This is a genomic window from Sinorhizobium sp. GQ132 (assembly GCF_059758575.1).
Genome location: NZ_JCAXDX010000004.1, coordinates 58,035 through 72,363, shown reverse-complemented (window position 1 = coordinate 72,363; position 14,329 = coordinate 58,035). Strand labels below are relative to the sequence as shown.

The following is a 14,329-nucleotide window of genomic DNA, read 5'->3' as shown; positions in this document are numbered from 1 at the left end:
ATCCCCGTTGCATCGAACCCGGCCCGTTCCGTGCCGGAAACGGGCAAGGACCTTTTTCCGAAGCCTACTTGCGGAAGCGCGCGATGGCTCCGCGCTCGATTGCTGCGCAGGCGAGTTTGTCGAGGCCCAAACGGTCCCGCAGCAGCTGCAACAACCGGATTTCCTCGTTGCGGATACGCTGATCGGCGGCAGCGATCTCGACCGCAAGTGCATAGGCCGTCTCATAGAGCCGCTGCGGCAAAGCTTCGCGAACCATTTCAAGCGCCACGTCGAGGCCCTCCGGGGCCGCAAGCTGGGCGGCGCATTCGCGGCTGATGTGGATCAGATGATCTTCGTCGAAACCGTCGAAGGCCGGGAGGAACCGCACGAGCACGCCGATGCGTGCAATCTCGTCGTCGGTCATGTTCCGGTCGACGGCGGACATCATGACCATGACGTGAACAAGGGCTTCGTGCTGGCTGAGACTTGCGGACATCCTGCCTCTCGATCCTTTCATCGTTCTCATTGGGGCCGCGATACACGACGGGTGCATAGCGGGTTGGACGGACCTGCAGTGGTGGGTGACAGTTAAGGACTTGCTCCAAGCCTTACAAGTCCGGCGCGGCGGCTTCCGGGGCGATGCTCGCAGCCGGATCGTCGAGCGCGAGAGGCGCTCGGGCAAGACCGCGCGGGTCGTCCCCGAAGAAACCGAGCCTGGCGCCCCGGGCTGCCTCGGCCTTCGCCTCGAGCGCCGTGCCCGGCAGCGGCGTCGCCCAGCCGTTGCCGACGAGCCATTCGGCCACGTCCTGTCCGCCGACGCTGCACCGCGCGTTCAAGGTCTCCGAGGAGCCATCCGCCGCTTCGCAGACGAGTGCGCGGCCCCGCAAAAAATTGCGGAACGCCGTACGCGCGACCATGCCGCAAGGCCAGCTCCTGCCATCCGCTTCGCAGACCTTCTCGGGCGTTTCGGGTTCGATATCCTTGAGCTGCAGAGTCGTCTCGCCGGACCGGACAAGCCCGGCCGCAAGCGCAACCGGGCGCGGGAAGACGGCGGAAGCGGGCTTTTCCTTTTCCTCAGGCTTTGAAAGCGGCGGTCTCGGTGCGATCCGTTCCAGCGGTTTGGCAATGCCGTCCTCCGGCTGGGCGAAGAGACCCGGCTCGACCGGCCTGGCCGCCACGCGCGAGCCTTTGCCAGGGGCGGTATCCGGTTCGGGGGGAGGGGGAGCTGCTTCGGTCTCGGCGGGAGGCTCCACCGAAATCGGCTCGTCGACCGCTGCTTCCGGCGTTTCGAGCACGAACTCAGGCGTTGCGACGCTGTCGCGGTTGCGGATGATCGCGGCCCCGGCCATCAGAATGCCGGCATAAAGGGCGAGGGCGGCAAGCCCGCCGGCGATGGTGAAGAGCCTCGGCCGCATCGAAGGATCCTATTGGCTGGCCCAGATGATCCGGGCAATCCATTCTACGTCGTTCATCTCGAAATTGCGGTTGGGGTGGTCGGGGTTGAGCGAAACGAGCTCGATGCCGCGGGGCGTCTGCCGGGCCAGCACCTTCGCCATCACCTCGCCTCCGCGCGTCTTGACCACGACGCGGTCGTTGCGGCGCACCTGCGCGCTCGGGTCGACGATCAGGACATCGCCGTCGCGATAAAGCGGCAGCATGCTGTCGCCCTGAACCTCCAGAGCGTAGGCACCGCCCTGCCGCCGCTCGGGCGTGGGAAATTCGATCGTGTCCCAGCCCTGGCCGACCGGAAAGCCGCCGTCGTCGAAAAAACCACCGGCGCCGGCCTGCGCGAAACCGATCAGCGGAATGCCCGGCGCTGCCGATGCTTCTTCCCTTTCGCGGCCGGCGGCATTGGGCTCCATCAGCGCCAGGAACTGATCGACGCTCGCTCCCGTGGCATGCAAGATCTTCGCGATCGACTCGGTGGAGGGCCATCGGTCGCGCCCGTCGGTGGACTGGCGCTTCGACTTGTTGAAGGAGGTGGGGTCCAGGCCGGCCCGCCGTGCAAGGCCCGACGGCGAAAGCCGGTGGCGCTCTGCCAAGGCGTCGATCGCGCGCCAGATGCTGTCATGTGAGAGCATATCGACCCATCTTCGGAAGGAGAGACGATGCGGGCGGCACAGCAAGCCGTTCCGCGGTCTGCGAATACATTAGCCAAGCGCCTTACGACCGTAAAGCACAGTGAGGAAAATAGTCCTTCCTATCCAATCAAAGGACGGCATACAGCAGATGCAGCGGTCTTCAGGGGTGAACTCTTCAGCAGCTGTGCTAAATAAAACAGCTTCACTCCGGGCCAAGAGGCGTGCTTGCTTGCAAACCTGAGATCGGAACGGCATCTCGTCGCCGCTTTTCTCGCTGCTCTTGCCGGCGTCGCGGTCGAGCATCATCTGCTCGAGGCCGGTCGCGCCGCATCGCTCATCGGTGCGGCCCTGATGGTGGCGGCGATCGTGCTTGCTTCCATGCGGGTCGCCCATCATGCCGAGGTGCTTGCCGCCAAAGTGGGTGATCCCTACGGCACGATGATCCTGACGCTTTCGGCGGTGCTGGTCGAGGTCGTCATCCTCGCTATCATGATGACCGGCGAGACCTCGCCGACGCTGGTGCGCGATACGATCTATTCGGCAGTAATGCTCGATATCAACGGGATCCTCGGACTTGCGGCGCTGCTCGGCGGCCTCAAACATGGCGAGCAGCCCTATAACGACGATTCCGCGCGCACTTACAGCGTCATGATTCTCACGGCCATGGGCATTTCCATGCTCGTCCCCGAATTCGTGCCGCAGTCGAAATGGCATTACTATTCCGCCTTCACCATCGGCGCGATGATCGTGCTCTATACGTTGTTCCTGCGCATGCAGGTTGGCGTCCACAGCTACTTCTTCAGTTACAGCTATCCGCGCGCCAAAGCGGGAACCGCGGCAAGCCGGCTCGAGGACGAGCCGGTGCTTCCTTCCGTCGTCGTGCTCATCCTGGGCGTGGTGGTGATCGGCTTTCTCGCCGAAATCATGTCCGGGCTGCTGTCGGCCGGGATCAAGGGCACGGCGGCGCCGCCGGCCCTGGCCGCGATCGTCGTCGCGGTGATCTCCGCTTCGCCCGAGGTCATGACGGCAATGCGCGCCGCGCTCGCCAACCGCATGCAGGCAGTGGTGAACATCGCGCTCGGCGCTTCGCTTTCGACCGTGATCCTGACCGTACCCGTCATGGAGGCGATTGCCCTTTATACGGGCCAGCCCTTCATCATGGCCATGTCGCCGGTGCAGACGGTAATGGTTGCGGTAACGCTCATCGCCGCCGCTATCAATCTCAATGACGGTCAGACCAATGCCATCGAAGGCATGGCGCATTTCGTGCTGTTCGCCACCTTCATCATGCTGTCCGTCCTCGGGCTTTAGAGCACTTCCAGGAAAAGTGTGTAACGGTTTTCCGTCCGGAAGTGCGTTGGACCGAAGAGCACTTCCAGGAAAAGTGTGTAACGGTTTTCCGTCCGGAAGTGCGTTGGATCAAAGGTTAGTGCTCAGGCCGGCTGCTCTTCCATCGCCTTGCGCGCCACAACGCGGTCATAGGCGGCTTGAAGCGTTTGCCGCACGGAGGGTCCCTCCGGTCTGGCATCGCCGAGGTGTTCGGCGCGCAATTCCCGCATGAAACGCTCCCAGAGCTCGGGGCCGCCCTCCTCCATCAGTTGGGCTCGGATGCTGAGTTCCTCGCTGACCGGCAGGTAGCGCCGGCCCCAGGCGCCGAGATGGGCCATGATCGGCACAAGCGCGATCGCCATTTCCGTCAGGCTGTAGATCGCCTTCTGCTTGTGGCTCGGATCGTCCGCTTTCGTCAGCATGCCGATCTCGACAAGCGTTTTCAGCCGGTCGGCGAGGATATTGGTGGAAATCCCCTCCTGCGAGCGCAGGAGCTCGCGGAAGTGGCGTTTGCCGCCGAAAATCATGTCGCGAATGATCAGGAGGCTCCATTTGTCGCCGAATACTTCGAGCGAGAGATTGATCGGGCAACCCGAGCGATGGTCATCGGTCATTTTGGTCTCTGCAAAACGCGAGCGGAGCATCCGCTCTGAAACTGCTTGCATTATTGCACCAGTGAAGTTAACCTGCAACTGCTTTCATATCGCAACCAGTTTCCGAGCGAAGAGGAGAAGATCATGACCAAAGCTTCTGTCGAACATGCGGATTTCACCATCGAACGCGTTTTCAATTCACCCCCTGAACAGGTCTTCGAGGCCTTCGCCGATCCTGCTGCGCATGACCGCTGGTTCGTCAAGGCCGACAACTGGCCGGTCGCCGAATATAGCCACGACTTCCGCATCGGCGGCCGGGAAAGCGGCCGGTTCAGCCAGGACGGGAAGGTTTTTTATTTTAATGAAACGATCTATCTCGACATCGTCGAGAACCGGCGGATCGTCTCGGCCTATACCATGGCGAAGGACGAGCAGCGGCTTTCCGCGTCGATCGCCACCGTCGACCTCATACCGGAAGGCACCGGCACACGCGTCGTCTTCACGGAGCAGGGGGCATTCCTGGATGGGCTCGACAAGGTGGAATATCGCCGCGAAGGCTGGGAGCAGCTGATCGGATTTCTGGCGGCCGAGCTCGGTGAGAAGGCTGAAGTGGCTGAAGCCTGAACGTTTCTCTCCGGTCATGCGCGGTTACCGAGAATGACCGGAGAGACAATATTTGCGCCGTGCGGCTGACCTGGCGGCTTATGCCGCCTTCTGGCCCGCGCCATAAGGGTCGAAGCGCCCGTAGAAGGTCTCGCCCTTTTCGGCCATCTCCTTCAGAAGCGGCGTCGGCCGGAAGTGGTCGCCATGGTCTGCGGCGAGCTTTTCGCAGAGCTCGACGAAGGCTTTCGCGCCCATGCCGTCGATGTAGGAGATCGTGCCGCCGGTGTAGGGTGCAAAGCCGAAGCCGAGGATCGAGCCGACATCGGCTTCGCGCGGATCTGTGACGATGCCTTCCTCGATCGTGCGCGCGGCTTCGAGTGCGATCGTCACCAGCAGGCGCTGCTTGAGCACGCCGACCTCGATCTCGCCGGCATCCTTCTGCGGGTAGAGCTCTTTCAGACCCGGCCAGAGATATTTCCTGGCCGGCTTTGCCGGATATTCGTAGAAGCCCTTGCCGTTCTTTCGGCCGCGCCGGTCGAGCTCGTCCACCATCTTGTCGATCAGCGCCATGTGTCTGGGATCGACGGCCTTCTCGCCGAGATCGGCGACGGCCGCCTTCAGGATCTTCTGGCTGAGGTCGATCGCCACCTCGTCGTTGAGCGACAGCGGTCCGACCGGCATGCCGGCCATCTTGGCGGCGTTCTCGATCATCGCCGGCGGTACGCCCTCGATCAGCATGTCATAGGCTTCGTGGATATAGCGGAAGACGCAGCGATTGACATAGAAGCCGCGCGTGTCGTTGACGACGATCGGCGTCTTCCTGATCGCCGCCACATAGTCGAGCGCGGCCGCGAGCGCGCGGTCTCCGGTCTCCTTGCCGAGGATCACCTCCGTCAGCATCATTTTCTCGACCGGCGAGAAGAAATGGATGCCGATGAACCGGTCCGGCCGTTTGGAATTCCTGGCGAGACCGGTGATCGGCAGCGTCGAGGTGTTGGAGGCGAAGATCGCGTCCTCGGCGATCACCGCTTCGACCTTCTCGATCACGTCCTTCTTGACCTGCCGGTCCTCGAAGACCGCCTCGATGACGAGGCCGGCATCCTTGAGATCGCCGTAGTCCGCCGAAGGTGTGATGCGCGAAAGCAGCGCTTCGCCTTCCTCCTTGGTCAAGCGTCCCTTGCCGATCGCGTCCTTGACGAGGCCTTCCGAATGCGTCCTGCCCTTTTCGGCAGCTTCCATGTCGCGGTCGATGAGGGTGACGGGGATGCCGCCTGCCGCGGTTACATAGGCGATCGAGGCGCCCATGAAACCGGCGCCGACGACGCCGACTTTCTTGAGCTCGGTCTTCGGTAGGCCGGCCGGTCGGCGCGCGCCCTTGCCGAGTTCCTGCATCGAGACGAACAGCGACCGGATCATCGAGAAGGCTTCGGTCGTCTGCAGGATTTCGGTGAAGTAGCGCTGCTCGATCTTCAAGGCCGTATCGAAGGGAACCTGCAGCCCCTCGTAGACGCATTTCAGGATCGCGATCGCGCCGGGGTAATTGCCGTAGGTCTCGCGGCGCAGGATGCCGGAGGCGGCCGGCCAGAGCTGCGCGGAGGCGGGCGTCCAGATGCCGCCGCCCGGGAGCTTGAAGCCCTTCTCGTCCCAGGGCTGCACCGGTTTCAGGCCGTTCTTGATCATCGCCTTGGCGGCCTCGATCAGTTTGTCCGGGTCGACCACCTCGTGAACGAGCCCCATGGCCTTTGCTCGCGCCGGCGTAAGCGAGGAGCCGGTCGTCATCATCTGCAACGCGTCCTGCGTATTGGTCAGCCGTGGAACGCGCTGGGTGCCGCCGGCACCCGGGAAAATGCCGACCTTGACCTCGGGAAGCGCGATCTTCACCGATTTCGCATTGGAGGCGACACGGCCGTGGCAGGCGAGCGACATCTCGAAGGCGCCGCCCATGCAGGTGCCGTTGATGGCCGAGACCCAGGGCTTGCCCGAGGTTTCGAGCTTGCGGAAGAGACCCGTCATCCGGCCGACGAGGTCGAAGAGTCTCCGGGCCGCGTTGTCCGGGTCCTTCTTCTTCTCCTCCGCCTGGAAGGTGAACATCGACTTGATCATCGAAAGGTCGGCGCCGCCGGAGAAGGAGGATTTGCCGGAGGTGACGACCACGCCCTTGACGGCAGGATCCGCCGTCGTCTGATCGATGATGGCGTCGAGTTCCTTCATCACCTCTTCGGTGAAGACGTTCATCGACTTGTCGGGCATGTCCCAGGTGACCAGCGCAATGCCGTCGGCGTCGGTTTCGATCTTGAAGTTCGTGTAAGACATATTCTCTCTCCCGGGATCGGATCAGACGCGTTCGATGATCGTGGCGGTGCCCATGCCGGCGCCGATGCAGAGCGTCACCAGCGCCGTGTTGAGGTCGCGGCGCTCCAGCTCGTCGAGCACGGTGCCGAGGATCATCGCCCCGGTCGCGCCGAGCGGATGGCCCATGGCGATCGCGCCACCATTGACGTTGATCTTGTCGTGCGGGATGTCGAAAGCCTGGCAGTAGCGCAGCACGACGGCCGCGAAGGCCTCATTGAGCTCGAAAAGATCGATGTCTGAGAGCTTCATGTCCGCCCGCTTGAGGAGCTTCTCGGTGACGTCGACCGGTCCGGTCAGCATCAGGGCCGGGTCGGAGCCGATATTGGCGAAGGCGCGGATGCGGGCGCGGGGTTTGAGCCCCATGGCTTCGCCGCCGGCCTTGGAGCCGATGAGCACGGCCGCGGCGCCATCGACGATGCCGGAGGAATTGCCGGCGTGGTGGACGTAGTTGATGCGCTCGATCTCCGGATGCGCCTGGATGCCGACGGCCTCGAAGCCGCCCATCTCGCCGGGCATCTGGAAAGAGGGGTTCAGCGAGGCCAGTGCCTGCATGTCGGTGCCGGGGCGCATATGCTCGTCGCGGTCGAGGATGACCAGGCCGTTCTGGTCCTTGACCGGGACGACCGAGTTCTTGAAATAGCCCTTCTCCCATGCATTGGCGGCGCGCTTCTGGCTTTCCACCGCATAGGCGTCGACGTCGTCGCGCGAGAAACCGTATTTCGTGGCGATCAGGTCGGCGGAAACGCCCTGCGGCATGAAGTAGGCGGGCAGGTTGACCGAGGGGTCCATGAACCAGGCGCCCCCCGACATGCCGAGGCCGACGCGGGACATCGACTCCACGCCGCCGGCGATCACGATATCGTCCGCTCCCTGGGCGATCTTCGCGGCGCCGAAATTGACGGCGTCGAGGCCGGAGGCGCAGAAGCGGGAGATCTGTATGCCGGGCGCACGCGTCGAATAACCCGCCTCGAAGGCTGCGGCTTTCGGGATGACCGCACCCGCATCCATGACCGGGTCGACGCAACCCATGATGACGTCGTCGACCGTCGAAGTGTCGAGCCCGTTGCGATCGCGCACGGCCTCGAGCACCTTGGCGGCGAGCCGGACGGAGGGCACCTCGTGCAGCGCGCCGTCCTTCTTGCCACGGCCGCGCGGCGTGCGCACGTGGTCGTAAACGAAGACTTTCGTCATCTCTTGATCTCCCTTTCGGCGGCGTTTCCTCGGGCCGCGCATTATCAATCGGAGCGGGATTCGGGCGGAAGACCGCTTCTCGCTTTCGATCCGGCTCCAGTCTGAAATCAGAACGCGGCCGCGTCCAGCGCCATCATCGTGTCGGCGCCCGTTTCGATGCGGATCTTGCGCAGCGCCGTTTCAGGCAGGACGCGCTCCATGAAGAACCTCGCCGTGATCAGTTTGTTCTTGAGATAGTCCGCGCGCTGCGTTTCGCCAGCGGCAAGCTTCTCCTCCGCCGTCTTGGCCATCTTCGCCCACATATAGCCGAGGACGACGAGGCCGAAGAGATGCATATAGTCGGTGGAGCCGGCTCCGGCATTGTCGGGTTTGGCCATGGCGTTCTGCATGAACCACATGGTCGCGGCCTGCAGGTCGTTCAGCCCTTTCTTAAGGGCCTTGGTGTAGCCGGAGAGCTTTTCGTCGCCGCGGTTCTCCTCGCAGAAGTCGCCGATCTCCTTGAACAGAGCCATGACGGCGCGGCCGCCGTTCATCGCGAGCTTGCGGCCGACCAGGTCGAGCGCCTGGATGCCGTTGGCACCCTCGTAGATCATTGCGATGCGGGCATCGCGCACATACTGGCTCATGCCGTGCTCTTCGATATAGCCGTGGCCGCCAAATACCTGCTGCGCCATCACCGCGTGATCGAAGCCCTTGTCCGTCAGCACGCCCTTGAGGATCGGCGTCATCAGGCTGAGGATGTCGTCCGCCGCCTGGCGCTCCTCTTCGCTGTCCGAACGATGGGCGATGTCCGACTTCAGCGCCGTCCAGAGCGTGAAGGCGCGGCCGCCTTCGTTGAAGGCCTTGATCGTCATCAGCGTGCGGCGGATGTCCGGATGGACGATGATCGGATCGGCCTTCTTGTCCGGCGCCTTGGGGCCGGACAGGGAGCGGCCCTGAATGCGCTCGCGCGCGTAGCTCGCAGCATTCTGATAAGCGACTTCGGCAATCGAAAGCCCCTGCATGCCGACGGCAAGCCTGGCCTCGTTCATCATCACGAACATGGCGCTGAGGCCCTTGTTCTCCGGGCCGATCAGATAGCCGGTCGCCTCGTCATAATTCATGACGCAGGTCGCGTTGCCGTGTATGCCCATCTTGTGTTCGATCGCGCCGCAGGAAACGCCGTTGCGTTCGCCCGGCTCGCCGCCGGCGTCGAGCTTGAATTTCGGCACGATAAAGAGCGAGATGCCCTTTACACCGTCAGGCGCGCCCTCGATGCGCGCCAGCACCAGATGGACGACATTTTCCGCCATGTCGTGCTCGCCGGCGGAGATGAAGATCTTCTGGCCGGAGATCCTGTAGGAGCCGTCGCCGTTCGGCACGGCCTTGGTGCGCAGCAGGCCGAGGTCGGTGCCGCAATGGGGCTCCGTCAGGTTCATCGTGCCGGTCCAGGTGCCGTCGACCATTTTGGGCAGATAGGTTCGCTTCTGGTCTTCGGAACCGTGCACCAGGATCGCCGCGATCGCCCCCTGCGTCAGGCCCGGATACATCATAAGCGACATGTTGGCCGCGGACATGAATTCGCCGACGGCGGTGTGGAGCGTGTAGGGCAGGCCCTGGCCGCCGAATTCTTCCGGGGCGGCAAGACCAAGCCAGCCGCCTTCGCGATAAAGGTCATAGGCTTCCTTGAAGCCCTTGGGCACGGTGACGGAGCCGTCCTCGTGACGCTTGCAGCCCTCCTGGTCGCCGGAAAGATTGATCGGGAAGAGGACCTCTTCCGCGAGCTTTGCGGCCTCGCCGAGGACCGCGGCCGTCATGTCCGGCGTCGCATCCGCAAAGCCCGGGAGATTGTGGTAGCGCTCGATGCCGAGCACGTCGTTGAGGATGAACAGGGTATCGTCGACCGGAGCCTTGTAGATGGGCATGCTTTTCCTCGCCTTGATGTCCTTTCGGGCCGCGCCGCACGGCAGACCCGCTTCCCACTGTGTCGAGCGCACACCGGTGGCGGTGTGCGACTTGGACGGATGCTATCGAATTTTGACGTTTGCGTAAACGTCAAAAATTTCCGAAAGGCGAAAGTTTCGCTCCTGCGGCGCGCCGCTCCAAATGCCATATGGCGGGGGGCGGCGGCGTACCGGGCGACAATAATCGTTAAAAATCGGATCGGTTAACGGCTTATTTACCACGTTTAATGAATTGTGCGCTTTGAGATGGTCAAAGCTGCAACCGGTCCCGTCTTTGCATTGTTGCGGTTTTGCCCACATCGGCGGTGCCGCCGAAAATCGGAGCGAAAGCCGGGGAAGCCCGGGCTCCTTCGGCGGCTTCGATGACGGTCGAATTTATAGGGCCAAAGCGACACAGGGGCGAAGAGGCAATGAACGGATCGCGATCCACTTCTCAGCGCATGGGCAGCCCGTCCTATGGCGACCGGCCGTCGCTCGATGCCCTGAACCGCACCATCGAAGGGCTCGAAGCGCGCATCGAGGGGCTCATGAGCAGCGTCAGCCGCGAGACGCGGCAGCCCGAGCGGCCGCGTCCGGCCCCAAGCGAAGCGGTCTCCGAAATCATCGACCGCCAGCGGGCGCTCAATGCGGCGCGCGAGCGGTCGCCGCTGCGCGAACGCGCTGCGTCGGGCGACCTCGATCGCCTCGCTACCACCCGCCTCGCGGCAGAGCCACGCTACCAGCCCTCTCAGGCAGCAGCCGCGCCATCGGGACGCTCTTCGGCTGCAGCGGATATCGCCGAGGCGCTCGTCGGTCTGCGGCATGAGCTGAAGCGCGATCTCGATGACGGCCTGTCGCGCGAGATGCATGCGCTGCGGTCGGAAATCCGCGGCATCAAGGCCGAAGCCGCCCAGGACCGCCGTTTCGCCGAGGACGTGCGGCACGATATCGAGCGGCTTTCGGCTGGCATCAAGGAACTTGGCCGGCAGGCTTCGCCCGCCGAGGCCGATGCGCTCAGGATCGAATTCGATGACCTGAGGTCCATGCTCGAAGGCCTCGCGCGCGAAGACAGCATGCGCCGCATGGAAAACCGCTGGACCGGCGTCGAGGATCGCCTGAACGCCTTCGACCAGAACCGCGACGATGAGCTGGTGGCGCTTGCCTACCGGCTCGACGAGATCAAGGCGCAGATCAATTCCCTGGACAGGGGCACCGGGATCGAGGTGCTGGAAAGCAAGCTCGTCGCGGTCGCCCAGGCGATCGAGATGCTCGGGCGCCAGATCCAGCCGGACGAGAGGCGCCTGGCGCCGCAATTCGCCGACCTCGGCAAGCGGCTCGATGAGATCAGCCGGGCGATCGCCGCAGGCAGCGGTAATGTGGCCGGCACCGACGGTTCGTTCGTTGATCGTCTGGAGAACAGGCTCGGCGATCTGTCCCGGCAGATCGACACCCTCTCCAATCCTGCCGATTCCGGCCTCGGCGCGCGGATCGAGGCGCTGGCAGCTCGCGTGGAGGACCTTGCCGGCGAGAAGGGGGCGGCCAGATTGGAAGAGCGCCTGGACCAGCTTTCCGCGGTGCTGGAGCACAACCGGCAAGGCGCGGAGCCGGATCTTACAGATCGTCTTGCCGACATTTCCCGGAAGATCGAAGCCCTCTCGGGCGACAGCGTCACCGATGCACTGGCTGAACGGCTCGACGATCTCGCCCGCCGTATTGACGGGCTTGCGCGAAATGTCGAGCCCTCGGCGGACCCGCGCTTCGATCGCCTCGAGGATCGCTTGGCAGGTATCGCCCAGCGCCTGGAGGAGACGCATGCCGCGCCGTTCGACGACCGGCAGGCGCTGCGCAATCTCGAAGCTCAGATCGGAAATCTCTCGACGCTGATCAGCCAGTCCCACGGTGAGACGGCAGGCGTGCCGGCGGAATTCGAGAGCCGCATGAACACGCTGGAAGACTATCTCGCCACCAGCGACGAATATATCATCGAAGCTGCCCGGCAGGCTGCGGAAGCCGTGATGGAGGCATATTCCAGGAACACCGCACCGCAGATGGCGGCGAGTACCGACATGGCGGCGATCTCGGCGCTCGCCGAGGATCTGCGTACATTGGAGGAACTCAGCCGTTCGAGCGACGAACGGACGGCACGCACCTTCGAGGCGCTGCATGAAACGCTCGTCCATATCGCCGAGAAACTGGAGCGGCTTGAAGAGCGGGAGCCCCCGGCTTCTCATGGTCCGATGCCCAAGGCTGCGCCCGTCGAAGCCGCGGGCACTTTGACGATGGCGGAACGCGACGAGGACGTGGAACGCGCGCCACACGCGTTCGCGGCCGCAAGCGAAACCTCCATCCACGCACCGGTGCCGGCCGCAGCCGAGGCGAATGATGCCGCCGAAGTCGCAATGGTCGAAGACGGCGAGATCAAGGTGGAGGCCCGTGCGGCGAAGACGAGCCTGCTTGCCGGTCTGACTCGGCGCTTCGCGCCGAGGCAGAACGAGGGAATGCCGATCCAGGCGCGGCAGATGGTCGAGCCCACCCCCTCGATCGACCCCTCCGAAATGCTCGCTCCCGAGGACGCCAATCAGCTCCTCGAGCCGGGCTCCGGCGTGCCGGACGTCAAGAAGATACTCGAACGTGTCCGTGCCGGTCAGATGGCCCGTGGCGCGCAGGAGGCGAACGACGGCGAAAAGGCGGACTTCATCGCCGCCGCGCGGCGCGCGGCGCAGCTGGCCGTCGAGGAATCCGATACGCTCAATCGCGTCAAGGAAAGCAAGGCACCATCCGCCGTCGGCGGCGCGCTCGCCCGCCACCGCCGTCCGATCCTGATCGCGGTCGGTGCCGTGCTGCTCGCGATCATGTCCTATCCGCTCGTCAGCACGGTGCTGAAAGGCAAGGAGGCCCCGAGCGCTCCGCCGGTTGCAGCGATCGAGCGCAAGGCAGAGGTTGCGGAGCCGGAGGCCGCCGTCGAGCGCCTCGCCCAAACGGCAGCTACCGCGAAGACTGGAGAAGAGCCCAGGGCTCCGGCTGGCGTGGAGAAGACGGATGCGCCGGCGATAGCGGCAAAGCAGCCGCCAGCCACTGCCGAAGCCGGCAAGGTTGACAAGGCCGTTGATGGCGCTGGCGACGGCCAGGCGGCCTTGATGCGGCCGGCGGAGGCACGAACGCCTGGACCCGTCTCGACCTTGCAGCCGCCTTTAGAAAGTTCAGCCGCTGAGCCGGCCAGGATGAGCGAGATCGTTCTGCCGGAGGGCTTCGGACCGCCCGCGCTCGTAACCGCGGCCAAGGGCGGCGATCCTCTCGCCTTCTACGAAATAGGCGCCCGCTTCACGGAAGGGCGGGGGGTCGAGGAAGATCGGGCGGAAGCCGTCAAGTGGTATCAGCGCGCCGCCGACGCCGGCGTGATTCCGGCCGCGTACCGGCTCGCCAACCTTTATGAGAAGGGCGCGGGCGTTCAGCGCGACGCAGCAAAGGCCAAGGCGCTCTATCTCAAGGCGGCTGCAGCCGGCAACGCCAGTGCGATCCACAATCTCGCCGTTATGCTCGCCGGCGGCCGGGACGGCGGGCCCGATCTCGCCGAAGCGGCCAAATGGTTCGAGAAAGCCGCCAGTCTCGGCGTTCGCGACAGTCAGTTCAACCTCGCCGTCCTCTATGCGCGGGGCGACGGTGTGGCCCGCAATCTGGAAGAATCCTATAAATGGTTCGCAATCGCGGCCCGCGACGGCGACAAGGACGCGGCAGAAAAGCGCGACGAGATCGCCAAGGCGCTGAAGCCGGACGAGCTTTCCAGTGCCAAGGCGAAAGTCGACGCCTGGAAGGCTCAGCCTGTCGACGCCGAAGCAAACACGGTGGAGGTCCCGGATGCCTGGGTCGGTCCGCCGACCAAGACGGCCACCGTCGATATGAGCAGAGCCGTTCGCAACATCCAGGCGATCCTCAACAATAACGGCTTCGATGCCGGCAAGCCGGACGGCCAGGTAGGCCAGAAGACGATTGCCGCCATCAAGGCCTTTCAGACTTCGGTCGGCCAGGAGCCGACGGGTGAGATCACCGATGGGCTGGTCCGGGAGCTTCTGAAGCGGAACAGCTGAACCGTTTCGGCCGTACCGCGCATGACGTGGTGCCACAAGGTCGCAGGCGTGCCTGCGGGGCCGCGCATGTGCCTGAAAAGGTTGACAGCTCTGGTCCGGGAGCGCATGAGAGAAAGTGTCGCCCGTTTCTCCCTCGGGGGCGCGAACGGTCCACCCATATACCCCCCGTCCGTGGTTAATCATGTACCACTTCG

10 protein-coding genes are annotated in these 14,329 nt (G+C 64.0%); 3 read left to right on the top strand and 7 right to left on the bottom strand.

What is annotated here, in order from left to right; genetic code table 11:
- Positions 1 to 64 precede the first annotated feature (64 nt).
- The 3 genes from AC6CIG_RS12040 to AC6CIG_RS12030 all read right to left on the bottom strand — a co-directional run bounded on the left by AC6CIG_RS12040 (position 65) and on the right by AC6CIG_RS12030 (position 2,060).
- Positions 65 to 475 (bottom strand): tellurite resistance TerB family protein, encoded by a 411-nt coding sequence (locus tag AC6CIG_RS12040; RefSeq protein WP_018094116.1) that lies wholly within the window; start codon positions 473 to 475, stop codon positions 65 to 67.
- Positions 476 to 587: 112 nt separating this feature from the next.
- Positions 588 to 1,394 (bottom strand): thermonuclease family protein, encoded by an 807-nt coding sequence (locus AC6CIG_RS12035; RefSeq protein WP_437407889.1) that lies wholly within the window; start codon positions 1,392 to 1,394, stop codon positions 588 to 590.
- A gap of 9 nt (positions 1,395 to 1,403) precedes the next feature.
- The gene (locus AC6CIG_RS12030; RefSeq protein WP_018094118.1) at positions 1,404 to 2,060 is read right to left on the bottom strand and encodes a S24 family peptidase; all 657 of its coding nucleotides are present in this window, start codon (positions 2,058 to 2,060) and stop codon (positions 1,404 to 1,406) included.
- Between the two features lie 225 nt (positions 2,061 to 2,285).
- Between AC6CIG_RS12030 and AC6CIG_RS12025 the strand changes: the two genes are divergently transcribed.
- Positions 2,286 to 3,371 (top strand): calcium:cation antiporter, encoded by a 1,086-nt coding sequence (locus AC6CIG_RS12025; RefSeq protein WP_437411810.1) that lies wholly within the window; start codon positions 2,286 to 2,288, stop codon positions 3,369 to 3,371.
- A gap of 122 nt (positions 3,372 to 3,493) precedes the next feature.
- Here AC6CIG_RS12025 and AC6CIG_RS12020 read toward each other — a convergent pair whose 3' ends face one another.
- The gene (locus tag AC6CIG_RS12020; protein WP_026168525.1) at positions 3,494 to 4,003 is read right to left on the bottom strand and encodes a winged helix-turn-helix transcriptional regulator; all 510 of its coding nucleotides are present in this window, start codon (positions 4,001 to 4,003) and stop codon (positions 3,494 to 3,496) included.
- A 123-nt stretch (positions 4,004 to 4,126) separates the two neighbouring features.
- Here AC6CIG_RS12020 and AC6CIG_RS12015 point away from each other — a divergent pair, with 123 nt between their 5' ends.
- Entirely contained in the window at positions 4,127 to 4,606 is a 480-nt protein-coding gene (locus AC6CIG_RS12015; RefSeq protein WP_437407887.1) for an SRPBCC family protein, read from the top strand.
- 78 nt (positions 4,607 to 4,684) lie between these two features.
- On the opposite strand, the gene AC6CIG_RS12010 is transcribed toward AC6CIG_RS12015, so the two are convergent.
- The 3 genes from AC6CIG_RS12010 to AC6CIG_RS12000 all read right to left on the bottom strand — a co-directional run bounded on the left by AC6CIG_RS12010 (position 4,685) and on the right by AC6CIG_RS12000 (position 10,032).
- A complete protein-coding gene (locus AC6CIG_RS12010) occupies positions 4,685 to 6,898 on the bottom strand; it encodes a 3-hydroxyacyl-CoA dehydrogenase NAD-binding domain-containing protein (protein ID WP_437407886.1) in 2,214 nt (737 codons plus the stop codon).
- 21 nt (positions 6,899 to 6,919) lie between these two features.
- Positions 6,920 to 8,128, bottom strand: coding sequence for an acetyl-CoA C-acetyltransferase (locus tag AC6CIG_RS12005; RefSeq protein ID WP_437407885.1), 1,209 nt, complete (start codon positions 8,126 to 8,128; stop codon positions 6,920 to 6,922).
- A gap of 107 nt (positions 8,129 to 8,235) precedes the next feature.
- The gene (locus AC6CIG_RS12000; protein WP_437407884.1) at positions 8,236 to 10,032 is read right to left on the bottom strand and encodes an acyl-CoA dehydrogenase C-terminal domain-containing protein; all 1,797 of its coding nucleotides are present in this window, start codon (positions 10,030 to 10,032) and stop codon (positions 8,236 to 8,238) included.
- 449 nt (positions 10,033 to 10,481) lie between these two features.
- Between AC6CIG_RS12000 and AC6CIG_RS11995 the strand changes: the two genes are divergently transcribed.
- Entirely contained in the window at positions 10,482 to 14,135 is a 3,654-nt protein-coding gene (locus AC6CIG_RS11995; RefSeq protein WP_437407883.1) for a peptidoglycan-binding protein, read from the top strand.
- Positions 14,136 to 14,329: the final 194 nt, after the last annotated feature.

Coding starts and splice junctions, on each gene's coding strand:
- AC6CIG_RS12015 (WP_437407887.1), top strand. CDS start 4,127: ATGACCAAAGCTTCTGTCGAACATGCGGATTTCACCATCGAACGCGTT.
- AC6CIG_RS12030 (WP_018094118.1), bottom strand. CDS start 2,060: ATGCTCTCACATGACAGCATCTGGCGCGCGATCGACGCCTTGGCAGAG.
- AC6CIG_RS12040 (WP_018094116.1), bottom strand. CDS start 475: ATGTCCGCAAGTCTCAGCCAGCACGAAGCCCTTGTTCACGTCATGGTC.
- AC6CIG_RS12010 (WP_437407886.1), bottom strand. CDS start 6,898: ATGTCTTACACGAACTTCAAGATCGAAACCGACGCCGACGGCATTGCG.
- AC6CIG_RS12005 (WP_437407885.1), bottom strand. CDS start 8,128: ATGACGAAAGTCTTCGTTTACGACCACGTGCGCACGCCGCGCGGCCGT.
- AC6CIG_RS12000 (WP_437407884.1), bottom strand. CDS start 10,032: ATGCCCATCTACAAGGCTCCGGTCGACGATACCCTGTTCATCCTCAAC.
- AC6CIG_RS11995 (WP_437407883.1), top strand. CDS start 10,482: ATGAACGGATCGCGATCCACTTCTCAGCGCATGGGCAGCCCGTCCTAT.
- AC6CIG_RS12020 (WP_026168525.1), bottom strand. CDS start 4,003: ATGACCGATGACCATCGCTCGGGTTGCCCGATCAATCTCTCGCTCGAA.
- AC6CIG_RS12035 (WP_437407889.1), bottom strand. CDS start 1,394: ATGCGGCCGAGGCTCTTCACCATCGCCGGCGGGCTTGCCGCCCTCGCC.